Source organism: Microcoleus sp. S1D4 (genome assembly GCF_036700765.1).
In the GTDB taxonomy this organism is placed as follows: domain Bacteria; phylum Cyanobacteriota; class Cyanobacteriia; order Cyanobacteriales; family Microcoleaceae; genus Microcoleus.
Window position 1 is genome coordinate 193,567 of record NZ_JAUBPP010000002.1, and the last position, 23,960, is coordinate 217,526.

At 45.0% G+C, this 23,960-nt stretch carries 14 protein-coding genes and 2 pseudogenes; 3 read left to right on the top strand and 13 right to left on the bottom strand.

Annotated features, from left to right (window positions below; translation table 11 throughout):
- Positions 1-325 precede the first annotated feature (325 nt).
- Positions 326-1,612 (top strand): Glu/Leu/Phe/Val family dehydrogenase, encoded by a 1,287-nt coding sequence (locus QT998_RS03265; protein WP_333091971.1) that lies wholly within the window; start codon positions 326-328, stop codon positions 1,610-1,612.
- 82 nt (positions 1,613-1,694) lie between these two features.
- Here the strand turns inward: QT998_RS03265 and nrdJ (QT998_RS03270) are convergent, their stop codons facing one another.
- From nrdJ (QT998_RS03270) to QT998_RS03300, 8 genes and pseudogenes are all read right to left on the bottom strand, one after another.
- Positions 1,695-2,777, bottom strand: coding sequence for a ribonucleoside-triphosphate reductase, adenosylcobalamin-dependent (gene nrdJ, locus QT998_RS03270; protein ID WP_333114276.1), 1,083 nt, complete (start codon positions 2,775-2,777; stop codon positions 1,695-1,697).
- Positions 2,778-3,012: 235 nt separating this feature from the next.
- A complete protein-coding gene (gene nrdJ, locus QT998_RS03275) occupies positions 3,013-4,257 on the bottom strand; it encodes a ribonucleoside-triphosphate reductase, adenosylcobalamin-dependent (protein ID WP_333114057.1) in 1,245 nt (414 codons plus the stop codon).
- 257 nt (positions 4,258-4,514) lie between these two features.
- Complete coding sequence (locus QT998_RS03280; RefSeq protein WP_194008052.1) at positions 4,515-4,802, bottom strand: hypothetical protein; 288 nt, start codon at positions 4,800-4,802, stop codon at positions 4,515-4,517.
- Positions 4,803-5,091: 289 nt separating this feature from the next.
- Positions 5,092-7,254: a DUF4394 domain-containing protein gene (locus QT998_RS03285; protein WP_333114059.1), complete on the bottom strand. Its 2,163-nt coding sequence runs from the start codon at positions 7,252-7,254 to the stop codon at positions 5,092-5,094.
- A 708-nt stretch (positions 7,255-7,962) separates the two neighbouring features.
- A pseudogene (locus QT998_RS27380) lies at positions 7,963-8,469 on the bottom strand (DUF6745 domain-containing protein); the annotation flags it as partial.
- Between the two features lie 543 nt (positions 8,470-9,012).
- A pseudogene (locus tag QT998_RS27385) lies at positions 9,013-9,474 on the bottom strand (leucine-rich repeat domain-containing protein); the annotation flags it as partial.
- 97 nt (positions 9,475-9,571) lie between these two features.
- Positions 9,572-10,579: an ABC transporter permease gene (locus tag QT998_RS03295; RefSeq protein WP_333217919.1), complete on the bottom strand. Its 1,008-nt coding sequence runs from the start codon at positions 10,577-10,579 to the stop codon at positions 9,572-9,574.
- A gap of 229 nt (positions 10,580-10,808) precedes the next feature.
- On the bottom strand, positions 10,809-11,321 hold the full coding sequence (locus tag QT998_RS03300; protein WP_333114065.1) for an adenine phosphoribosyltransferase: 513 nt from the start codon (positions 11,319-11,321) through the stop codon (positions 10,809-10,811).
- Between the two features lie 507 nt (positions 11,322-11,828).
- Here QT998_RS03300 and QT998_RS03305 point away from each other — a divergent pair.
- On the top strand, positions 11,829-12,995 hold the full coding sequence (locus tag QT998_RS03305; protein ID WP_333114067.1) for a pyridoxal phosphate-dependent aminotransferase: 1,167 nt from the start codon (positions 11,829-11,831) through the stop codon (positions 12,993-12,995).
- Positions 12,996-13,095: 100 nt separating this feature from the next.
- Here the strand turns inward: QT998_RS03305 and QT998_RS03310 are convergent, their stop codons facing one another.
- From QT998_RS03310 to QT998_RS03320, 3 genes are all read right to left on the bottom strand, one after another.
- On the bottom strand, positions 13,096-13,281 hold the full coding sequence (locus tag QT998_RS03310) for a hypothetical protein (RefSeq protein ID WP_333114069.1): 186 nt from the start codon (positions 13,279-13,281) through the stop codon (positions 13,096-13,098).
- Positions 13,282-13,319: 38 nt separating this feature from the next.
- Positions 13,320-14,093: an RNA polymerase sigma factor SigF gene (locus QT998_RS03315; RefSeq protein ID WP_333091959.1), complete on the bottom strand. Its 774-nt coding sequence runs from the start codon at positions 14,091-14,093 to the stop codon at positions 13,320-13,322.
- A 441-nt stretch (positions 14,094-14,534) separates the two neighbouring features.
- Entirely contained in the window at positions 14,535-15,377 is an 843-nt protein-coding gene (locus tag QT998_RS03320) for a photosystem II manganese-stabilizing polypeptide (protein ID WP_333091958.1), read from the bottom strand.
- 297 nt (positions 15,378-15,674) lie between these two features.
- Here QT998_RS03320 and QT998_RS03325 point away from each other — a divergent pair, with 297 nt between their 5' ends.
- Positions 15,675-16,121: a hypothetical protein gene (locus tag QT998_RS03325; protein WP_333091956.1), complete on the top strand. Its 447-nt coding sequence runs from the start codon at positions 15,675-15,677 to the stop codon at positions 16,119-16,121.
- Positions 16,122-16,207: 86 nt separating this feature from the next.
- Here the strand turns inward: QT998_RS03325 and QT998_RS03330 are convergent, their stop codons facing one another.
- On the bottom strand, positions 16,208-17,791 hold the full coding sequence (locus tag QT998_RS03330) for a calcium-binding protein (protein WP_333114071.1): 1,584 nt from the start codon (positions 17,789-17,791) through the stop codon (positions 16,208-16,210).
- 209 nt (positions 17,792-18,000) lie between these two features.
- Positions 18,001-23,919 carry a trifunctional serine/threonine-protein kinase/ATP-binding protein/sensor histidine kinase gene (locus QT998_RS03335; RefSeq protein WP_333114073.1) on the bottom strand — a complete coding sequence of 1,973 codons (5,919 nt, stop codon included), beginning with the start codon at positions 23,917-23,919 and terminating at the stop codon, positions 18,001-18,003.
- Positions 23,920-23,960 lie beyond the last annotated feature (41 nt).

The window sequence follows — 23,960 nt, forward strand, 5'->3', positions numbered from 1 at the left end:
CGATCGAACTCAAATTACCCCTTGAGCTTAAATATATCTCTCTATTTTAAGTGTATTTGCTTAATCTCTGCTTGGGAGTGCGGTATTGTCGAGCGACACCAAGCAGTTTGTCAACAGTTGACCGTTGACAGTTGACAGAATTCAACCTAGATTGTGATTAAATTAAAATGTATAGGAAAACCAGTAGGTCAGCCGAGATACTTAAAATTAAGATGTCAGCTATTCTTCCTTCTTCACTCTTCTTTCAAAATCTGACGGGCACTAAATAATTAATCCGTGTATCCGTGTCCAAATCCGTGTCGTGGTTTCCTTCTTCCTTCATCTTATGTCTGATTCATTATTTGCCGATGCCAGCCGCCGATTAGAACGAGCCTTAAAATATGTATCCCTTTCCGAGGATACGATCGAACGGCTCAAATATCCCAAATCCAGCTTAATTGTATCGATTCCCGTGCGGATGGACGACGGTTCCCTGCGAATTTTCCAAGGTTATCGAGTGCGCTACGACAACACCAGAGGCCCCTCTAAAGGAGGAGTGCGCTATCATCCGGGAGTATCCCTTGATGAAGTGCAATCCTTGGCATTTTGGATGACTTTTAAATGTGCGGTTCTCAACATACCATTCGGAGGAGGCAAGGGCGGAATTACTGTCAATCCCAAAGAATTGTCTAAATTTGAATTGGAAAGGCTGAGCCGGGGTTACATTGATGCGATCGCAGATTTCATCGGCCCCGATGTCGATATTCCCGCACCGGATGTCTACACCAATCCCATGATTATGGGCTGGATGATGGATCAGTACAATATTATTAAGCGACAGCTTTGTCCGGCGGTGGTGACTGGAAAACCCGTGACAATCGGTGGCAGTTTGGGCCGAGATACCGCTACAGCAACCGGCGCTTTTTTTGTAATAGAAACTATACTGCCAAAATTCGATCTAAATCCTCAAAATACAACCGTAGCAGTACAAGGTTTTGGTAATGCGGGTGCAGAATTAGCAGAATTGCTCTATCAAGCCGGTTACAAAGTTGTTGCAGTCAGCGATTCCCAAGGGGGAATTTATGCCAAACAAGGCCTGGACATCCCCAGTATTCGAGGGTTTAAAGACTCTAATAAAGGTATCAAAGCTATTTACTGCAAAGGTTCAGTTTGCAATATTATCGAACACAAAATCTTGACAAATGAGCAACTTTTAGCATTAGATGTAGACGTGCTGGTTCCAGCAGCTTTGGAGAATCAAATAACTGAAGCCAATGTTAACGATGTCAAGGCTAAGTTTATTTTTGAAGTAGCTAACGGGCCGATCGATTCTGCTGCTGATTTGATTTTAGAATCGAGGGGGATTCAGGTAATTCCTGATATTTTAGTCAATGCTGGGGGCGTAACGGTTAGTTATTTTGAGTGGGTGCAAAATCGCAGCGGGCTTTATTGGAAGCTGGAGGATGTCAACCAGCGGTTGCAGCACAAAATGGTCGAAGAAACTGAGGCAATTTGGAAGATATCTCAGGAATTTTCAGTTTCCATGAGAACTGCGGCTTACGTGTACGGGTTAAATCGACTCGGAGAAGCGATGAATGCGAAGGGAACCCGGGATTATTACGTCAACGGTTGAGAAACAAAATCCCCGACTTCTTTTGGTTATCTTCGTGAAATATCGAAGTAATTTCAGAAGTCGGGGATTTGGCTATTGGCTATTACATAGCCTTAGTCTCCGGCATCAAACACTTATCTGAATCGCAGCCCGCCGGCCCCGAATCCATCATTTCACCTAAGTCATAACGGCTCAAAGCCGCGTGAAAAACATCAATTTCGCGGCGCGCTAAACTCTCTTCCACCATCTTGGTGTAAGTTTCCTTGTTTATCGGTTCAAATGGCAAACGTGGGAAAGTTTCAAGAGCATCAAACCGAGCTAAAAGCGCTGCGGAAATGTAGCCTTCGTCGTCGCGAATGGCTTCGTAAATCCGAGTGCCCAAACTTTCAACTTCATTTTCCCGCAATTCAATGGTGGCCGAAGTGTTATGTCTAACATAGAACTTTTGTACCTGCATATAAAAGTCCATTTGTGCCGCCGCTGAGAATTTGTTAATGTCAATTTGATCGGCACCGGGTAAATCAGCCCAACTTACCGCAACGGGTATTTCTACCAGCCATTCCGTGCAGCGTTCGTCGAAGGGATTGTTCAGCAAATTGCCGTTTTCATCCTTGTCAGATTGAGACGGAATCACGTTGTATCCGTAGTCTATGCAGGCGAGGGCTACGGGGTCGTTTTTGCCGAAAGTGATCCGGCGAATAAAACGCTGGGCTTTCGGCGGATGCCACCCCGGAGAAGCGCCTGTGAGCAGAGATTTGGTACCCGATGGTTGCACGGTTGTGCAGCGATTTGGGCGTTTTAAGGAATGGCGATCGCAATAATCCCATACTACGCGATCGACAATTTCCCGCCAACCAGTCAAATACTCTTCTTCCCGCTGTTTAAACGCGATTCCCTGCGGAGTTTGCGGGCGGCCTTCCACCCACCAGTGCAGCCACTCAACACCAAAAGCATGAACGAAGAAATCGAACAATCCCGTGAAAGATACGCCGACAATCGGGTCTAATTCGCGGCTGTATTGATAGCGAGGTTCGAGAAATTTGTGATTGAGAAGTACCGCAACAGATAAACCTGCTGCGGTGAAAGCTTCCTCTTGTTCTTTGAAGTTGTAAGGATCGATTTGATTGAGGTGAACCTCCCCCAGATTACAGTGAAAATTAGAGCCGATGATTTCCAGTTGTGTTATCCTAAAGGCTTTTTATCCTTTAGTTCTACAGATTCTATTTTCCCTGTAGCTCGGCGTACTTTTTCATTTACTTTAGTTATAAATGCCCCGCACTCTTGCCAGGATTATATTCTTCAATCAAGAAGGTTCACCCGGTACGCTCTACGGTGGCAAAGGATTTTTAATTCCCTTACTTACCTCGGAATTAACATCTCAGTCTTCTCCGAATTTGCGAGGTTTTTAACGTGAGGCAAAATTACTTACCACACGGGTTTAAGCCCAAACGAACTGACCGATGCTCTAATTCTTCCGCAGTCATGTCAGGATAGCGTTCCTGCAACCAATGTTTAGCTTTTCCTTCGTCGTAAGCTTTCAAGAACTGATTTTTAAGACTCGGTGTTGAAAGTAAATCGACGTTAGCTCTAGCTACAGCTTCACCAGCCCACTGAATCGCACCTTCACCAGAATAATACTGTTTGCGAACAGCATCAATACATTCTTCCAGTGTTGGTTTGTGATGGAAAACGCGGGTATGATTTGCCATTCTCAAAGCATCGCGTTCTCGATCTATTCTCCAGTTGCCTTTATCATCTTGTTGCCACAGGTTGTTTTTAGCATTTGCCCCCAGTTCGTCGTCAGAATAAAACTGACGTATTCCGGCAGACCGCCTAATATTGCCTGCAACAATTGTGACCGCAGCTTCGTCAATCAACACGCAGCATTCAACTGAATTTAACTGCCGCCCTAAAGCTTTATTCAAAATTGCTGAACAACGTTGATAAAGGTCGGGCAATTTTACCGGATTTGCGACTCCGCCAAAACCTTTTAAAGGCTCTCCCACCGGGCGAACGTCGCTCAAATCGATGTAAACTTGAACTTCGCCTGCAAATCTTTCATCTGTGGATAATTCCAGTAAAGTTTGATAGGATTGCACCCAACCTTGGCGAGAATCTCCGACATGGATAGTGGCGGTTTTTTTGTCTATTTTTACTTCGGTTGCTTGGCGGCGCGACTGGGCGGGTGTAGAGCCGATTTCGCCTTGCATTGTCACGGTTAAGCGGTTGCGGATTGGCGGCAATTGGTTGATATATTTGGGTTCCAAAACTGCACCGGTGCCGCAGCCCATCATTGCCAAATCCATTAACAAGCCAAAGGCGCGCCAGTCGATAATATTGGTTGAGGAACAATTATAGGCGCCGGAAAAGTTTTCGGGTTGTTCTATCCATTTGCTGCCGCCTACCCACAGCCAGCGCCCGGAAGCGAGGGTTTTGAGCTGGTTTTGCATCCGGTGTAGGAGCTCTGTTTCTTCAGCAGTGAGGTTTCCTAGCGACGCTAAGCCCTTAACTGTTCGATCGCACACTTGGGCCCAAGTCTCCCGCCCTGTCTCGGTACGGCGGCTGTACGTCCTGAAAAATATTGGATTTGCTGTGGGTACTGTTTCGGGAAAATCGGACTGGTTGCGTTTTTCGCTGACACTCGATCGCTCTAATTTTGGAACCATAATTTATGTACTGACGCGGAATATATCAACAGACTACGAATATACAATAGGATTCAGATTGAGAGTTAAACGTTAATATATTGGATGAATTGCACTAAATAGGGTGTTTTGGGCTTTGTCAGATCCAAGACTTACGCAGTGTCAAAGAAACCCGGTTCCTGCTCATCCGTGCGCCGGCAAACTAAGAGTCCCCCAAAACTTGACGAAAAAACCCGATTTCTTCCAGAAACCGGGTGAAGCGCAAATTTTGTCAACTGTCAATTATTTGTCAATAAAAACTCAATATTCGGTAACAGCGGGTCTTGAACGATCCCCACACCCTTAAAGCTCCAACGTTCCAGCAACTTTTTTACCTGAGAACCAGAAATTGATTCTACTCCGAATCGATCGGCAACATCAGCAGCATGGGTGTTGAGATAGCTCAAAGCGTCATAGTCTTCGCGAAACATTAACAAGTAACTAACTGCCGAATCAGGATTGGGATTGGCGGATAGATATTTGCCGTCAGCACGAGAACGGAGCAAGTAAAAAACTTGGGATAACATCTTATCTTTTTTGTCAAAATAATAGATTAACTCAAATTGGTAATGGGAAATCGGGAATCGGGAATCGGGAATCGGGAATCGGGAATCGGGAATCGGGAATGAGGAATTGGGAATGGGGAATTGGGAATCGGGAATTGGGAATGGGGAATTGGGAATGAGGAATTGGAAATGGGGAATTGGGAATGGGGAATTGGGAATCGGTAAATTAAAAAAGTTTAATTATTTTTCTTTCTTCTTCCTTCTTCCTTCTTCCTTCTTCCTTCTTCCTTCTTCCTTCTTCCTTCCCTATTTAAATCAAAGTCAGTGCCAAACCTTTAATCGATCGCCCGTCGCCAATTGGACCGACGATGGAAGCCCGACCGGTCGTCAAATTAATATTGTACAGGCTCGAAACTCCGCCAACTTCGATCGCAGCCAAAGCCGTCTCGTTACCGCCAACACTCCTGACATCAAAGCCGAGAACGGTACCAGCATCAACTCCCAAAGATCCGATCGTATTCAACACTCCATTATTCGGCGGATCTTGCCGCACCAAAACGTCTAAATTGCTGTCGATGGCAAACAAAGTTGTCGAATTTACCCCCGGCAAGTTATTCACATAAGCAGCAGACGCCACCCCCGGAGAATTTCCAAAATTGCGATCGCCCGCAGCATAAGCCAAATTCCCGTCGAGTTGAATTCCCCCCGTCAGCGTGTCAGTATCCACAACTGCCCCCGTATCCGGGTTGAGGCGGGCGTTTTGACCGGCTTGATTGACAAACCGAATGCGATCCACCGTCGGATTGAAATCAAAACCCGCAGCCCCCGGAGTCAAACCAACAGGAAATTGCCCGCTACCGACTTGACTTGCAGCCCCAGTCACCGGATCGATCGCGTACAAGCGATTACTAGAACCAACACCGTAAAGTTGGCCGTTAGCGGGGCGAAAATCAATTCCCAGCAAACTTTCTCCAGGCTGCAAACCAGTAACAGTCGCGTCGCTGAGAATCGCCTGCGGTGCCCCCTCGTTAAAACCGACAATTGCTTCAGCGCCATTTCTGACAGTCAAGGCGTAAGCTGTAGGCAAAGGTAAAGCCAAACCGTTAATCTGTCTTCCGTCGGCAATTTGGCCCGCGAAGGAAGCTTGACCGGTTGTCAAATTGATATTGTACAAACCGGAAACACCCCCAACTTCCAGCGCCGCCACTGCCACCTCGCGGCCGCCAATACTCCTGATATCAAAGCCGAGAATGCTACTAGCATCAACTCCCAAAGATCCGATCGTATTCAACACTCCATTATTCGGCGGATCTTGTCGCACCAAAACGTCTAAATTGCTGTCGATTGCAAACAAAGTTGTCGAAGTTACGCCGGCCAAATTGTTAGTATAGGCAGCAGACGCCACCCCCGGAGAACTTCCGAAATTGCGATCGCCCGCAGCATAAGCCAAATTCCCGTCGAGTTGAATTCCCCCCGCCTGCGTGTCAAAATCCACAATTCCCGCCGTATTCGGATTGAGGCGGGCATTTTGACCAGCTTGATTGACAAACCGAATTCGATCCACCGTCGGATTGAAATCAAAACCCGCAGCCCCCGAAGTCAAACTAACAGGAAATTCCCCGCTACCGACTTGACTTGCTTCTCCAGTTCTGGGATTGAGAGTATACAAGCGATTGCTGCTACCCACACCGTAAAGTACGCCATTCGCCGGCCGATAATCAATTCCCAGCAAACTTTCTCCCGCTGGTAATCCAGTCACGGGCAAATCTGAGATGACACTTCCCGGATTGGAAAGACTAAAACCGACAATCCGATTAGTAGAAGTTAAAGCATAAGCCGTTGTCCGCGGTGCAGGCGGGAGAGTGGGAGCAATGCTGCTAATATTATTAGTGAAATTTGCAGGGCCGATCGAGTTTCGATTAACACCTTGGAGAACCGCAAAAAATTCTCCAGTCACCCGGTCTTGAATAACAGTATCGTTTCCTGCTTCCAGAATATTCAAGTCGCTAAAACTGACACCTTCTCCCAAACCGATTAAATCTGTACCTGGTGCAAAATCTGCGATCGCGTCAGCATCGCCCAAACTTACACCGCCGCTGGTACGAAAAGGATCGGCATCAGCGTAGCGCCTCAAAACAAATACGTCTGCCCCCTCGCCGCCGCTTAGGATATCAGTACCGCGATCGCCCGACAAAACATCATTGCCGGAGTTGCCTGAGATGAAATCGCTGCCTTTTCCGCCAACTAAAAAATCGCTACCTTCACCGCCGTTAATAGTATCGTTATCTAAATCTCCAAAAATCGAATCATTGCCAGAATTTCCCTCAATGGAATCGCTTTGCTTTCCTCCAAAAATGCTGTCATTTCCCGAGTTTCCCGCAATGGTGTCATTTCCCATTAAACCAAAAATTAGGTCATCTTCTGGAGTTCCGGCTAGCAAGTTTGCTTGTGCGGTGTCTCTTATTTCTGCCATGCTGTAATCACCCTCTAATTTTGATACTTCCGTTGCCTAAAAGCGGCGGTTTTTTCATTTTAACATATCACAAATTCGCACTTTTAGGATAGTTTTTCTTATTTTCGGCTGTGTGGGCTGCCATAAAAGTATTACACGCAGGTAAAATGATATATAAACCCGCCCCCAGATTCAAATAAACTCACTCCTAAATACAGATCACTTAGCCGTATTTTATAGTTGGCTGTGTAGCTGGCGCGCGATCGCAGCTCAACTGCAAACAGGCAAGCTCAACTTTTTAGCGATGCGAACCTATGAAATTTTGTACTGCGTTCATTAGTAATATACGCTGACTCTATAATTTTGGATCTGTACAGTCAGAAATTATTTTGCAACTTTAATCTTAAAGCCTCCGAAGGCGGGCTTTTTGTGTGTAGTGGCGACAACCATCGCTCAATATAAAGTGAATTATAAATGCGGAATTGGCATAATAAGTGGAACAGTCGTCTGAAGAGGAGTTAAGGTTTCCTGCAAGGGTTTAAACCCCATACCGCAATCGGGGTTTCACATTAAGTTGACACCAAAGAGTTTTGCCTGCAAACGCAAAAAAGCAGTTTTTTCGCTTCTTCTTTCTTCCTTCTTGCTCAGGACTTACGCAGGACTTACCCAAGCACAAATTGCGACTGCTAATCAAACTTGATTTAATTATATACTGCTGGCGCAATTAGATCAAGTCTGCACGGAAAATTTCTTTGGATCGATATCCCAATTTACCCAGCGAATTGCCTTCCTAGCTGATCTCAGGTTAGGTGGGACTCTCAAAGCGTGAATGAATCCCGTACTTGGACAAGTCATTTTTAACAAACAAATCGGCTCGACATCGGCATTATCTATTTGTAATAGTGCATATTCCTGCCAACTATCTATTTGTTTTGCTAACAATTCTTGACAAATGCGATCGTAACCAATCCCTTGAATTAACACTCGCCTCAGTTCGGCATTCTCTTCTGTTAAAAGCCATTGGGATTGCCATTGATTTGGGGGGACTTGGCCGTATTCTTCAGGCAATCTGACACCGTGATAATAGTAAAAATTCCATCCGTCGGCAAACTCGATCGCAGGTTCTGCTTCGGCGTGCAAGCGGTTTTGACTGTCAAAGCGCAGGTGGCGCGGGCGATCGCACACCGCGCAAATCTTTTCAAAGGGAAATATCCAACCGCAATGCTCGAAAAGCAGCTTTTGGTAGTGATGTATTTCTTGTGCCTTTTGGGAAATATTGACGCCTGAAGATATATACAATTCAGTTAAATAGATTTCTTTAAACAAATTCGTGGAGGTTTGAGGGTAGTTAAGGTAGAACAAATCTTTGAAAAAAACATTCCATATCGTTCGTTCCGATCGCATATAGCTGTCAACCACTTTGTACATTTCCGAATGCAGTGTGCTGTCGGCTTGGGACTCGAGCGTGATCCTATGGATCTCATACTCCCACGAAATTGCAAATTCTTCCATAGGGGATATCCATATCTGGTTTAAATTTTCCCCCAATCTATTTCTGTATTCGTCTGAGCAGTTTTGTGAATGCTCGCGTTTGAGCCTTTTGAAGATTTGGGGACAAACGTCGCGGGGACTGCTGCAAATAATAACTTCGGGTTCTTCTAGGCCAATAGCGGCATAGACAACTTTGATGGCTTCTGTGGCTTTTTGAGCATCAATTGGTCTAGTCGAGAGAGTAAGACATTTCTGTGCGACTTCGCCTGACACGCATATAGCGGTAATTTCATTGTCGTGGAGATTGAGTTCTGTCAGATTGGTGAGCGATCGCAAGGCGCTGACATCGGTAATTCTATTCTCGTAGAGATTGAGTTCTGTCAGATTGGTGAGCGATCGCAAGGCGCTGACATCGGTAATTCTATTCTCGTAGAGATCGAGTTCGGTCAGATTGGTGAGCGATCGCAAGGCGCTGATATCGGTAATGTTATTGCAGCCCAGATGCAGTGTTGTCAAATTGGTGAGCGAGCCGAGGGGGCTGATGTCGGTAAGATCTTCATAATGGCCGTAGAGATACAGTGTTGTCATCCTTGAAAGTATCTGCTCCGCTGCTTCAGGGTCATCAGTGCCAGCCCTTTCTAACAACTCTTTAACTGTGTACCTTGCCCCTTCTGAAAGGCTGTCAATATGCCTGCACCAGTCGGCAAAGCGGCTAAAACTCATTGGTTCGTTTGGTTGTTTTTCTGACATAAAACACTCCGAGATTGGTAATGGGAATACTGTTGACTGTTGACTGTTGACTGTTACAAATCGCCATTGTGTACTTTTTGTTACTGAATTAAGTCTTCTATTTAAGATTTTCCAGTTTAATTCTAGGGTCAACTGCTTTGAGTAGTAAATCCGCCAACAAATTACCAACAATCAACATGGTCGCGCCCATCATCAAACTTGCCATGACTAAGTACAAATCTTGATTAGTCACAGCTTCCAAAGTCAGCTTTCCCAAACCAGGCCAATTAAAGAAAAATTCAGCAATAAATGCACCGCTCAACAAACTAGCAAACTCAAAACCCAATAGCGTGACTAACGGATTAATCGCATTCCGTAAAGCGTGAACGTAAATTACTCGATTGTCGGGTAAACCTTTGGCCTTGGCGGTGCGGATGTAATCTTGACGCAGTACGTCCAATAATTGTCCGCGCATCAATCTTTGCAAGCCTGCAAAACCAGTAACGCTGAGGGCGACTGTTGGCAAAATTAAGTGCCAGCAGTAATCGAGGATTTGACCCCACCAAGGTAAGTCTGCATGGTCGATGCTGGTCATTCCTCCGACGGGGAAAAGAGGGGAAGTATTTTGAGCAAAAAATAGCAGCAGCAAGGCTGTGATAAAGCTGGGAAATCCCTGGCCGGTGTAGCTGACTACTTGCAAAACTCGATCGACAGTTTTATTCTGATTGACGGCGGCGACTATTCCCAAAGGAAGCGCGATCGCCCAAGTTACAATCAAAGATGCGATCGCCATCAATAACGTCGCCGGTACTCTTTCCCACAGCAGCGAAGCTACGGATCGCTGATACACAAAACTCGTGCCAAAATTCCCCCGCGTTACAATTTGTTGCAACCACAGCCAATACTGCACAATCGCTGGTTTATCCAAGCCGAACTGCTGTTCGAGTTGCTTGAGTGTCTCCGGCGAAATCTTGGGATTTTGGCTCAAAGTATCTAAGTAATTTCCTGGTGCCAACTCAATAATTGCAAAACAAAGAGCCGAGGCTAAAAATAAGGTTAAAAGTGCCTGCAACAGTCGCTTGACTACATAAGTAAATGTCTCGCTACCCAACACAGAATTCAACATTCGCAACTTTCGATTAGATTTAATAGAAGTCATAGGATTTTAGATTTTAGATTTTAGATTTTAGATTTGTGAATGATATTAATTCCAGTTGCATCGGAATGATTTAACCGCAGAGATCGCAGAGATCGCAGAGAAAGAAAAGAGAGAGATGAATGATTCCGATGCAAAGGTCAAGGATATTATTGGTCAACAGTCAACAGTCAACAGTCAACAGTTAACAGTTAACTGACTAATACTCAACTAAGGTAACAATTGGCACATCAGGCAATTTCTGCCTGCCGCCCAAAGCCTGCAATTCAATGACAAAAGCAAAACCGATAAGCTCGCAGCTTGCTTGCTGCAACAACTGAGCCGTTGCTACCGCCGTTCCGCCAGTGGCGATTAAATCGTCCACAACCAGCACCCGGCTGCCGGATTTCATCGCGTTTCGGTGCATCTCCAGTCGATCGACACCATACTCCAACTCGTACTCAGCAGAATAAACTTCTCCTGGCAGTTTCCCCGGCTTGCGGACAGGAATAAAGCCTATTCCCATTTTATAAGCCAAGGGCGCGCCAAAGATGAAGCCCCGCGATTCCATACCCACCACATAGTCAGCAGACATTGCAGAGCATTTTTCGGCTAAGCTGTCAATGGTGTAGCTGAGTCCTTGCGGGTTGGACAGCAAAGTTGTAATGTCTCGAAACATTATTCCCGGCTTGGGGAAATCAGGAATGTCGCGAATCAGAGATTTGAGATCCATAAGCTTGCAGGTCGGTGTTGAAGGTAACGAGGAATCAAAAATGGTACAATCATAGCGCCAATCGATTTGAGATTTTAAATTTTAAATACTTCGGCTTCGCTCAGTAGAAGTTTGAGATTTTAGATTCACACTAAAATCTAAATTTTCGGCGTCTAAATTTTGGGGCTACGGGCGAACCTCTCCAGGGTTTGTCTCCCTATGCAGGTGAGGTGAGTCGATTTGAAATTTGAGATTTACCTGTCAACAGTCAACAGTCAACAGTCAACAGCCAACAGCCAACAGTCAACAGTCAACAGTCAACAGCCAACAGCCAACAGTCAACAGATGCAATCTGGGCCTTAAACTAAGGTCTAAATTTTTGCTGAGAACTTCTTTAATTTTTATTTGTAAATTGTTTAATCCTTTGCGTACTATGTAAACAAATGTCATAATTCCCTAACACCAGGGTTGAATATCAAGATTTGTCAACCTATGATCTAAAGTCAAAAATATAGTATCTAAAATCCAATGATCGAGTTGACAGCACGAGTGGGTGAGGTTCTTCCTTCGATAACCTTGGCGATCGCAGCTAAGGCGAAAGCCATGAAGGCCGCAGGAATAGATGTCTGTAGTTTGAGTGCGGGAGAACCAGACTTTGATACGCCCGAACACATTAAAACAGCGGCTAAGCAAGCTCTGGACGCGGGGAAGACTAAGTACGGCCCTGTGGCTGGAGAACCGCTGTTAAAGGCTGCGATCGCCCGCAAACTCCGCGAGGACAACAATCTCAACTATCAACCGGAAAATATCATTGTCACCAACGGCGGCAAGCATTCCCTCTACAATCTGATGATGGCTCTGATTGAGTTTGGAGACGAAGTAATTATTCCGGCTCCCTACTGGGTGAGTTATCCAGAAATGGTCAAACTCGCCAGCGGCACACCCGTAATTGTACCGACAGATGCTTCGACAGCATATAAAATTACACCGGAACAACTCAACCGAGCGATTACTCCCAAAACCAAGTTATTTGTGCTGAATTCGCCTTGTAACCCGACGGGAATGGTGTACTCTCCAGCGGAAATCAAAGCCTTGGCCGAGGTGATAGTCGATCGAGATATTTTAGTCGTTTCTGACGAGATTTACGAAAAAATTATATATGACGGTGCTCAACACGTCAGCATCGGTTCCGTGGGTAAAGAAATCTTCGATCGCACGATCGTTAGCAGCGGTTTTGCCAAAGGTTACTCGATGACAGGCTGGCGCATTGGCTATTTAGCCGGGCCAGTCGAACTAATCAACGCCGCGGGTACCATTCAAGGTCACAGTACCTCAAACGTGTGTACCTTTGCACAGTACGGCGCGATCGCAGCTTTGGAAAGCAGCCAAGAGTCTGTCGAAAAAATGCGACTAGCTTTTGCCGATCGGCGTAAAGTAATATTTGAATTGCTCGATGCCATCCCCGGAATTAGCTGCATCAAACCAGACGGTGCTTTCTATATGTTTGTCAACATCAGCAAAACGGGAATGACTTCTCTAGAATTTTCCGACGCTTTCCTAGAACAGCAACAAGTAGCAGTTATTCCTGGGATTGCATTTGGTGCAGACGACCACATTCGTTTATCTTACGCCACCGATTTAGACACAATTAAAAAAGCTGTAGAAAGGCTCGATAAATTTGTCGGAAGCATCTAAAAATTAGTCATTAGTCCTCAGTCATTAGTCATTTGCTACTAATGACTGTTGACTGTTGACTGTTAGCTGTTATTTGTTATTGGTTATTTGTTATTTGTTATTAGGAATTGAGAATTGGAAATTGGGAATTCCTAGCAAGTAACCAATAACCAACAACCAACAACCAATAACCAACAACCAATAACCAATAACCAATAACTAATAACCAACAACTAGCAACTAGCAACCAACAACCAACAACCAACAACCAATAACCAACAACCAATAACCAATAACCAATAACCAATAACTACTGACAACTGACAACTGACAACTGACAACTGACTAAAGCTGCTTCGTCATAATTTCCTTGAGCAAATCGAGTCCTTTCTTAACTCGCCGAGAAACTGTTACCGCACTGATACCCAAGCGTTCGGCGGTTTCCTTCTGAGTCAAATCGTAGAGAAAAACAAACTCCAATATCTCGCGAGTCCGTTGTTCCAACATCGCCAAAGCTTGCTGTACGCGAATTCGATCCTCTTGGGCCAACTGAAAACTCCGATACTTGCTATCGGGCATCAATTCGCCCAGACTTGTCGCACCCTCATCTTCATCCTGCATCGGCGCGTCCAAACTCAGAGGCGATCGGTTGAGGTGGGCTAACTTAATTTCTCGCCATTCTTCAACAGAAACCTCAAGCACTGCTGCTACTTCTGCATCCGTAGGTTTGCGGTTGAACTGCACCTGCAAATCCTTGATTGCTGCGACAGACTTGCGTTCCAGGGACTGCCAGTGGCGGGGAAATCGCACCGAAGGGCTTTTGTCTCGCAAGTAGTGTTGAATTTCGCCCCGAATGTAGGGAATTGCAAAGGAACTAAAAGCGTGTCCCCTCGACAGATCGAATCGCTCGATCGCCCTAATCAACCCTATACACCCGACTTGCTGCAAATCGTCGTAGCTTTCACCGCACTGGTTTAGCCAGTGGTAAACTTCTTTTCTCACCAGTCCAATATTCAGTTGAACTAACTGATTGCGGACTTCATTCGAGCCAGAATCTTGGTACTCGCGCAACAATTGAAAATTTTCGTTTTTTAGCTCGTTCGGGGCTGTGGTAGACATGGCGGCATAAGGGTTGGTAGAGCAGAGGACTGATGTTGCTTTATATCTAGTTTCCAATCTAGCTTAACAAAAAATATTTATAGGTGGTGTAATCCTAGCACTTAATCGTTGTGACAGCGAACACGCGAGTTTGATTTTGGGAAGACGCAGGGATTTGAACTGATTATCCCAAGGTAGGAATTCAAATTTAACGGGAATTTTTTCACACCGCATTATAAGCTGAAAACGGTTTAAAAGCAATACTTTAAATAATTAAAAATCGTCTCTTAATAAATTGCAACTCAATCATAGTTTAATCATAAATTTATTCATTAGTCAACAGTCTTCAGTGATCTTGCTAAAGACTGTTGGCTAATGAAGAGCGAGCAGTAGCTTGAGGCCAAAAAACTGCTCTAGTTCGTTGGCGAAGCCCTCGCAGAGGATCGATCCAAAAAGCCAATTTTACGAAACAGAAGGCTCGATGCGAGCGTAAAATAAACCGCGAATTTTCACATCCAAAGCAGGTCTAGCTCCCAAATCAGTATCAGAAGTCTGCAAGCTTTCAAAAATCCCGCCTATTTCGCCAGTGGCGCTGTTGACTTTTGCAACTTGGAGAGAAATTTTGCCCGCCTTTGTGTTGGTGTCAGCCAACTTCACATTAGAGCGTTTGAGTTTGGAGTTGTCAGTAGCCGGAAGCGCTACAGCATGGTCGTAACCAGAGGCTACCCCGCGAGCTTTAGGGTCTAAAAAGGTACCGCTACGGTAAGAAGGAACGTTAAAATTTCCTCGCAAATCGGTGGAAGTATTGATAGCAACCACTCCTGGCTCGGAACTGGCTACCAGTTCTTTAATAGTGAACAAGAAAGGTACTTGCTCTCCGCCCGGTAACAGAATCGTAATTGCTTGAAAGTCCAAGCCATCTTCTTCTGTAAAAGTCAGAGTCCCATCCTTACCAACATCTAGCGTACCTTGAACTTGGTCAATGCTCGACGTGAACCGAGTCAGCACTTTACCAGGCACAAATTCTGCCTCTTGGCGTTTGTTTGCTGGTTCTTCCTTCACAAAATAAGTTGTGGGCTGCAAACACATACCAGTCAGTTTATAGGTTGCGCCCGCTTCAATAGGGATAGATCCGCGAGAAGTTTCTGCCAAACTAGGGCAGTTATTTGCCAATCCAGTACCTCTGATCTGGTCGTAGGTGAGTAACTCGGTAGTCGCCACCGTTGTATCAGGAGCCGAAGAACAAGCAACCAGCGCACTCATGCAAAATGCTAAAAGTGCAACAATTAAAGCACGATATTTCATTGCCAACCTCAATCTCCAACATCGGATTATATTAAGAAAAAGCCCTATTTCGAGCAAAATACAATTGCTCACGGGCAGGCCCTGCCCGTGCAACCATCCGAAAGCCATCACCGAGTTTGACTCAAACAGTCGAGCTAGCTACTGCGGTGAAATTAAGCCTTGACTTAGGATTTCTCAAAATTTTCGGATCGTCGCCCAATACACATGGTACGACGGGTTGTGCTCTTTTCCTGACTTGAGTTGCAAATTAATATTGCTTAGGTCAACCTACTTAAGTTACGTTGCTCCTAGCCCCGAATGCCGATCGCCACTAGCTCGATTAGTCGGTTGACACCAGTGGCCCCGGAAAAACGCCTTGTAGATTTCAAAGGAAGCAGCAGTATGGACAACGGCAAAAATTTAGAGTCAGAAAAGTTGCAGTCTCAACTGCAATCGTTGACACAGGCGATTCGGACTTTAGCCGAAAGTTGTCAGGGAGACAGCGTACTGCTTTTGGCTTTGCTGCGAGCTTTAGAAGCTTCGCACCAGGAAATTCGGGACGGTTTGTTTCAAGCGTCTTTTCCCGACAACCGCCAAGCAATGTACAAACTGATCAGGAATATTGAAGCCAATGGCGGCTGGCCTTACATCCAGCGCATGAAACTTCGATCGCTCTTGGGGTACAGCAAACAATTATCTCCCCTAGAATACGATCCCGCCGAGCATGAAAACGACTCGGCCGAGACTGAGCAAGACCTTAAATAGCCTGAGCGATCAGTGATGAGTTATGAGTTTTGAGTTGGTGAGTTTGACATTAACTCAAAACTCATAACTAAGCTGCCCTCGCGCCCCTAGAACCCGAAAGGTGTAGGAGGTACGGGTGTCGGACTCGGCAGCATCGAAGGAAAAATCTGCGTCTGGCCAGGCATTGGCAACAGCCCGGGAGTAGGAGTCGGGGCGATCGAACTAATTGACACCATCGAATCAGGCGCCGTAATAGTCGGCGCAGTCGGAATCCTCGAAGCAGTCGGAGTCGTCACCGGAGTCGGAGTTGTCGCCGGAGTCGGAGTTGTCGCCGGAGTCGGAGTTGTCGCCGGAGTCGGAGTTGTCGCCGGAGTCGGAGTTGTCGCTGGAGTCGGAGTTGTCGCCGGAGTCGGAGTTGTCGCCGGAGTCGGAGTTGTCGCCGGAGTCGGAGTTGTCTCTGGAGTCGGAGTCGGAGTCGCAGTTGTCGGAGTCGGAGTTCCTATCGTAGTCGTAGTCGTAGTCGTAGTCGTAGTCGTAGTAGTCGGCCTGGGGCTAGACGTCGCGCTCACAGAGATAAAATCATTGGCATCAATCAGCGCCGATGGAGTGTCTACCAAAATTGCTAAAAGCTTGCCGTCGATCGTAATTACAGTATCTCGGAGATTTGCGCCGTTACCTTGGCTCACTTGCAGTTGACTGAAAGATAAACTGCTCGGCAGTCCAAAGAAATCCTCTGCCTCATTGTAATCAGTAATTAAAACCAAACTTCCAGGGCCCGCTCCCAATCCAAAGACATCGCTGCCGCTACCGCCAGTCAGAGTATCCGAACCCTCACCTCCGATCAGAGAATCATTACCCTCTGCCCCAAATAAATTGTCATTACCGAAACTGCCCAAAATTGTATCGTCACCGAGACCACCGGCCAAGGAATCATCGCCAAAACCGCCGTCTAGAACATCATTACCTTTGCCACCGAAGAGGAAGTCGTTGCCTTCATCTCCCATTACCGAGTCATCGCCTAAATCGCCGCGAAGCGTATCGGAACCGCTGCCGCCAAAAACCGTATCGTCAGCCTTCCCCCCGAATATTTGGTCGTTGCCGGAGTCACCGAAGAGCGAATCAGTGCCGTCATTGCCGTACAAAGTATCATCGCCGTCGGCACCGAGGAGATAGTCGTTGCCGTCACCGCCAAACAGTTGATCTCCGCCGCTACCGCCGTTGAGAGAATCATTCCCCGAATCTCCGTAGAGAAAATCGTCATCAGCATTCCCGAACACCGAATCGTCGCCGTCACCCCCCACCAGGCTGTCATTGCCAGTACCGCCGGCAATCACATCAAAGCCCGCGTTGCCGCGAATCACGTCGTCGCCGGCATCTCCGAATACAGTGTCTAACCCGTCGTTGCCTTCGAGGACGTCGTTGCCCAAACCGCCGAGAATTGAGTCGTCGCCGTTTCCGCCTAAAGCAAAATCGCGGCCTTGGTTGCCAATGAGTTCGTCATTTCCTTCGCCCCCAAACAGCGAATCTCCTCCGTCGCCTCCGAGCAGTTGGTCGTTGCCGGCGTCCCCCTCTAGGGTGTCATCTCCTCCCGCACCCAGGAGCGTGTCATCGCCATCTAAAGCACGAATTCGATCGCCCTGCGGAGTTCCTAAAATAAAGTCGTTGCTGTCTGTGCCGATCAGGTTTGCCATAGGGGATACACCGCTCCTTAATCAAATCAATTGTTTTAAAGTATGTCAATCGCCTTCATGACAAGGCATTGCTGCTTGCCTACGTTAGCATAGTTGAGATTTGGGCCATCTTGCCTAGGAGTGGGGGAGATGGCTGCGAGTGTCTTGATGGGCGATCGACAAATAGGTTCGTAGCGCGGACTAAAGTCCGCGCTACGAACCTAATTTTATTAAATGACGAAGGGCTGCAATTTTTGTTCGCTAATAGGTAAAACTATCACAAATTCAGTTCCCTCTCCCTGATGGGAATTCACCTCAATTGTACCGCCGTGGGTTTCGACTACAATCTGGCGGGCGATCGCCAATCCCAATCCCGTCCCCTTGCCCACAGCTTTTGTAGTAAATAAATGGTCAAATATCTTTTGTTTTAACTCTTCATTCATTCCCTTGCCATTATCAGCAATGGTAATTTTTACAAAATTATCGACAGTTGAAGTAGTGACATTAATTCGATTTTTATTTGCTTTGATTGAATGAAAGCCTTGTCCAATATTTGACTCATCTAATGCGTCAATAGCATTAGCTAAAATATTCATAAATACCTGGTTTACTTGTCCGGGAAAACACTCGACTTGAGGTAAATCGCCATAGTTGGTAATCACTTCAATGGCGGGACGTTGGTCATTAGCTTTCAGACGATGTTTGAGAATCAAAATCGTGCTGTCAATGCCTTCGTGAATATTAAAAATAACTTTATAATCGCGATCCGCACGGGAAAATGTTCGTAGTGAAGTGCTAATCTTACTTAACCTTTCGCACGCGACAGACATGGCATCAATGACTTTTGGCAAATCTTCCAAGCTATAATTCAAGTCAATTTCTTCGGCATGAACGATAATTTTTTCAGGTGGATCTGTTAGCGTTTCTTGATAGAGTTTTAAGTGTTCAACAATGTCATTAAATGTTGGTTTTGCTTGGTGGAGACTAGCAGAAATAAAACCCAAAGGATTATTCATTTCGTGAGCCACCCCAGCCATAAGATTACCCAATGCAGACATTTTTTCACTTTGAACTATTTGTAATTGAGCGTTTTGTAACTCGGTTAGCGCTTGTTCTAAATCTTGCGTTTTTTGCTGCACAGCAAGTTCTGCTCGCTTGCGATCGCTAATATCAATTACCACTCCATCCCATAAGATTGCACCATCTGCTTGGCGCGCTGGCCTAGCAGCAGAGAAAACCCATTTTACGATTCCTGAAGGCACAATAATACGCCATTGTTGCTCAAATGGTGTTAGATTTTGGGCAGAGTAGATCATTGCTTGTGTAATAGTTAGGTCATCATCAGGATGATGCATAGCGTTAAGGCTATGTACACCTGCCATCACTAACTCTGGTGCTAACTCATATAAGTCGAAACAGCCAGAGCTGACATAAGGTGTTGAAATTGAACCGTCAGCCCCCAGACGTAATTGGTACACCGTACCAGGAATATTATTTGCTAAATTTTGAAAACGGATTTCACTAGCCTGCAATTTTGTTAGAGATTGTGTTAACTGTTGTGCATATTTTTGAGAATTTTGATAGAGTCGCGCATTTTCTAGAGAAATTGCAGCTTGAGCGCAAAGTAAATTCAGCAGTTCGACGCGATCGCTCGTGAAAGCACCCTTTGCTAAATTATTTTCTAGATATAAAATGCCCATCAACTTCCCTTGATACAAAATCGGGCTGCACAAAATACTCTTCGGCTGCTGGCGCATGATATAAGGGTCATTGGCTAAAGTCAGATCGGTACTCGCATCAACTATTACGGTAGTCTGCCTGTTGTGCTTGACTTTGTAAATCAGCTTCAGAGGAATTCCCTCACTCTCTTCAATGGGAAGGCGCTGCAACACGACTGGCTCTGTCCCCAGGGTAATCGAGCCTTTAATCAACAGGCGATCGTCTAGCAACAGCATTAACACGCATTTATCGGCTCCCGCATTTTCGATGATAATGGAAAGCAACGATGAAAGGAGTTTTTCGAGTTCGATTTCGCCTGAGATAGCTTGGGAAGCTTTGAGAACCGCAGCTAAATCTAAAGCCACATAAGCACTGCTACTAGAAATAGCGGAACTGGTGGATGTCACAGTCCCCAAGGCGAAGATAGTTTCGTTAGTGCAAAGAGCAGAACGAGTTGGCTGTAATACGGGAGCAAGTAATTGCGGATAGCGTTTTTCTAAATCAGCGACTTTGGCTTTTGCACCCCAACGAGCATAAGCATAGTAAGCTTCAATCGCGTATTCTTGCGCGATGCGCTGTTTATTCCATTGCAAGTAAAACTTGGCTGCCAATTCATTGGCGAGAGCTTCTTCGTTGATAAATTGATGTTCTTGAGCAAGATTTATGGCTCGGTCATAACACTCGCTGGCTGCGATTTTTTCACCCAAAACTCGATAACGTTCAGCCTCCACTAGATACCATTTATGCAAGTGGTTCATCGGGGCATGGTGCGCCCACTGGTGCAGAATCGTTTGATGGGTGGCAGCAACAGCAAGCAGTTCGGCTTGCTCCGGTTCTGGTTGGGTAGGGAAGAGTGCTAGATGAGTTAGCGCGGCATAAAAATGGAAAATAGGAACAAAAATCGATCCCGATACTGCCATTAAACACAGCTTGGCTTGGGCAATATAGTTGCGTGCATCTGTATAATTACCAAAATAGTAAGCAAGCAGCAGTTTGTAGATATAGGCTTGCGCCATCGCTGTTAAATCGTTATCTTGCTGGTGCTTAGTTAGCATCAACGTTTCATTATAGGCATTGCCGATCAAGCAATATGGTTGACTGACTAATTCAATCAAGTTTTCTGCTGTTTGTTTTCCTAAATTTACATATACTCGAGCCGATTCTTGTTTCACCTGAGCCAATGCCACACTATAATCAGCCATGTCTTCAATAAAACTATTCAGTTCTTCACCGCTAAAAAATCTGCCATTACTGTGACCACCGAGAGCAAAACCAGCGTGTAAAAAATCTCCAGTTTCTATGCCAGCCTGGTAAGCTGTTTTTAGAGTCGGGATCGTAGCATCCAACCGCTCTTGGTAATGTTGAATAAAGCAACCAAATAGAGACATCACGCTGGATTTAATCTTTTGTATATTAAATTTTTCCAGTAAACTTAGAGCTAATTTACCAAAAGCATAGCCTGCGGAAGGATCTTCCAAGAAAGCACACAATACCATGCCATGAATACCATACCCAGTTGTTGATGCCAGGGTATTGCCCGATCGAAGGGATAAATTCACCATCATCGAACTCAGCAAGGGCAATAGACCGGGCATTCCTTGAATAATTGGTGAAAACAACATTGCCATCAATTCCATTGCAGCCTGAGCGTTAGGATCTGTCATTAATGGCAGATCGCTCAAGTCTTCAATTTGTCTACCTTCGAGTTGGGTGGCAAGGCTTTGTAGCATTCTGCTAGTCTGGGATGGATCGGGTTCTGCAGGCAGTTCAACCCCCAATTGCTCCAATGCTTGTCTGCCAATAGCGATCGCCTCCAGCACATTACTTTGCAAAACTTGCGCTGCAATTTGAATTTGATAAATTTTTATTTTATCTAAAATCGTTTTAGCCGATCGCAACACGATTGTTGCTATCTGTTCCATGCCCTCAAAGTCACTATTCAAATAACTAGCTTCAGCCGCCGCAATATGGAGGTTTAAAGCTAATTCATACTGGCTGTGCCAACAGTTTGTTTGTAGTAGCTCGATTCCTATTTGGAAATATGTCCTTGCTGCCGCGTATGCTGTAGAATGTATCGCCTTACCTCCAGCTTTTAAATTTAATTCAGCTAATCTTTCTTGTTCTTTCGGTTCAGTAATTAACTTAATTCCTTTGTTACAATGCTCCACAATATCAAACAGTTTTTCATCTTGTTCTATTTCTGATAAATTTTCTCGAAGTAACTGTCCAATTTTGAGATGAGTTGCTTGTTTTTGATAGTCTGGAATCAAAGAATAAGCCGCTTGTTGTACTTGGTCATGTAAAAATTTGTAGGTAGCTGTCATTTGTACTCGGTCATTGGTCATTTGTTGTTCTTCGTTGACAAATGACCAATGACTATTTACTAATGACTCTTGTTGATAAAATTTATAAACATCACTACTCGGTAAAATCAATCCTTCTTCTAATGCTTTCCACAACTCAGTAGCAGTTTCTATTTCTGAATGTTCCGAAACAATTGCCAAAATAGCTAAATCAAATTGATTGCCAATACAAGCTGCTAATTTTAATACATTTTGAGTCGATCGCGGCAATTTTTGTAATTGCAATGCCATAAAGGTCACTACATCATCTGTAAGTGCCTGCTGATTCACTTGGGCAATATCGCATTGCCAACAGCCTAAATCAAAATTAAATTGAATGAGATTTTCTTGATGTAATGCTTTGAGAAACTGGGTGGTAAAAAACGGATTTCCTTGAGTTTTTTGATAGATCAATTGAGAAAGATTTACTGCTAAATTTCCCGGACATTTCAGCGTGTCTGCAACGAATTGATTTACGGTTACTTGGCTCAGGGGCGCTAAAGTAATTGTATGAATCGTTGCTTGTTTTTTTTGCATCTCGCCCAAAGTCAGCATCAATGGATGTCCTGGGTTGACTTCGTTATCGCGGTATGCACCAATTAATAAAAGATAACCCGTATCAGCCATTAAAAGCTGCATTAAGTTCAGCGATGCCAAATCTGCCCATTGCAAATCGTCTAAAAACATCACTAAGGGATGTTCGGCGCTGGTAAAAACTTGGGTAAATTTTTGAAACAATAAATTAAATCGATTTTGTGCCGCCGTTCCTGATAATTCTGGTGGGGGTGGTTGTTGACCGATAATTATCTCTAGTTCGGGAATGACTTCAATAATTACTTGTCCATTTTCTCCCAGTGCTGATAATATTTGGGTTTTCCATTGTTGAATTTGTGCATCGCTTTCGGTTAACAACTGTCCCATTAAATCCCGAAAGGCTTGGACAAAAGCACTGAAAGGAATATTCCGTTGAAATTGGTCATATTTCCCTTTGACGAAGTAGCCGCTCCACTGAACGATCGGCTTATGCACTTCATTGATAACGGCAGTTTTGCCAATGCCGGAGAAACCGGCCACCAGCATCAGTTGAGACCCACCATTGGCCACATAACCAAAGGCTTCCAGTAATGTCTGCACTTCCTTTTCTCGTCCGTAGAGTTTGTCGGGGATGATGAAGCGATCGCTAATATCGCGCTGTCCCAAATCAAACCAGGTGTGCTTGCCTGTTTCTTGCCACTGTTCTAAGCAGGTAACAAGGTCATGTTTTAGTCCCAATGCACTCTGATAGCGGTCTTCGGCATTTTTCGCCATCAGCTTGCGAATAATTTCTCCGAGCATTAAGGGAATCTGTGGATTTAAATCACAGACACAAGGGGTTTCTTTAGCAATATGGCAATGCACTAATTCCATCGGCTCGTTTGATTGAAACGGTAACTCTCCCGTCAGTAATTCATATAAAGTCACGCCCAAGGAATAGAAGTCTGTGCGGTAGTCAATTCCCCGATTCATTCGGCCTGTTTGTTCTGGAGAAATATAAGCCAGTGTTCCTTCTAAGACATTGGGATTCATCAGTGTTTGCGTTTCTCTTGGGAGTAAAGAGGCGATACTAAAGTCGATTAATTTGACTTCTTTGGTTTCGGGATTAATTAAGATATTGGCGGGTTTAATATCTTTATGAATAATCCGCTCTTGGTAGAGTACATCTAAGGTATCGCACAGGGTTCTGGCTATAACTAAAAAATCTTCTAGAGATTGTATGTATCCTAGGGCTCTCCATTCCTTGAGAGAAATCCCGCCAAAGTCTTCCATGACTAAGGCATAGCCATTTTGGTACGGTTCTAGGCTGTACGTTTGGACGATTAATCTTGAGTTGAGATTTTTCGCAATAGTGTATTGATTGCGAAATGACACCAGTTCGCTGAAACTGGGATAGGGATTTTTCAGTAGTTTGATAACAACAGGTAATCGGTCATCGCTACGGATAGCTCGATAAACTAAAGTCCGACTGCCTGAATAAAGGGTTTCGATAATTTGATAGTTGGGAATTTGACAATTTGTGTTTATGTTAGGTTTTTTAGGGGAGTTATTCATTGCTATTGTTGACGTAAAGTTCGTGTTTTGTTGGTAAAATG

Excerpts from the sequence above, each read along its gene's own strand:
- QT998_RS03265 (WP_333091971.1), top strand. The coding sequence starts at position 326 with ATGTCTGATTCATTATTTGCCGATGCCAGCCGCCGATTAGAACGAGCC.
- nrdJ (WP_333114057.1), bottom strand. The coding sequence starts at position 4,257 with ATGGTTCCAAAATTAGAGCGATCGAGTGTCAGCGAAAAACGCAACCAG.
- QT998_RS03280 (WP_194008052.1), bottom strand. The coding sequence starts at position 4,802 with ATGTTATCCCAAGTTTTTTACTTGCTCCGTTCTCGTGCTGACGGCAAA.
- QT998_RS03285 (WP_333114059.1), bottom strand. The coding sequence starts at position 7,254 with ATGGCAGAAATAAGAGACACCGCACAAGCAAACTTGCTAGCCGGAACT.
- QT998_RS03295 (WP_333217919.1), bottom strand. The coding sequence starts at position 10,579 with ATGTTGAATTCTGTGTTGGGTAGCGAGACATTTACTTATGTAGTCAAG.
- QT998_RS03300 (WP_333114065.1), bottom strand. The coding sequence starts at position 11,321 with ATGGATCTCAAATCTCTGATTCGCGACATTCCTGATTTCCCCAAGCCG.
- QT998_RS03305 (WP_333114067.1), top strand. The coding sequence starts at position 11,829 with ATGATCGAGTTGACAGCACGAGTGGGTGAGGTTCTTCCTTCGATAACC.
- QT998_RS03315 (WP_333091959.1), bottom strand. The coding sequence starts at position 14,093 with ATGTCTACCACAGCCCCGAACGAGCTAAAAAACGAAAATTTTCAATTG.
- QT998_RS03320 (WP_333091958.1), bottom strand. The coding sequence starts at position 15,377 with ATGAAATATCGTGCTTTAATTGTTGCACTTTTAGCATTTTGCATGAGT.
- QT998_RS03325 (WP_333091956.1), top strand. The coding sequence starts at position 15,675 with ATGCCGATCGCCACTAGCTCGATTAGTCGGTTGACACCAGTGGCCCCG.
- QT998_RS03330 (WP_333114071.1), bottom strand. The coding sequence starts at position 17,791 with ATGGCAAACCTGATCGGCACAGACAGCAACGACTTTATTTTAGGAACT.
- QT998_RS03335 (WP_333114073.1), bottom strand. The coding sequence starts at position 23,919 with ATGAATAACTCCCCTAAAAAACCTAACATAAACACAAATTGTCAAATT.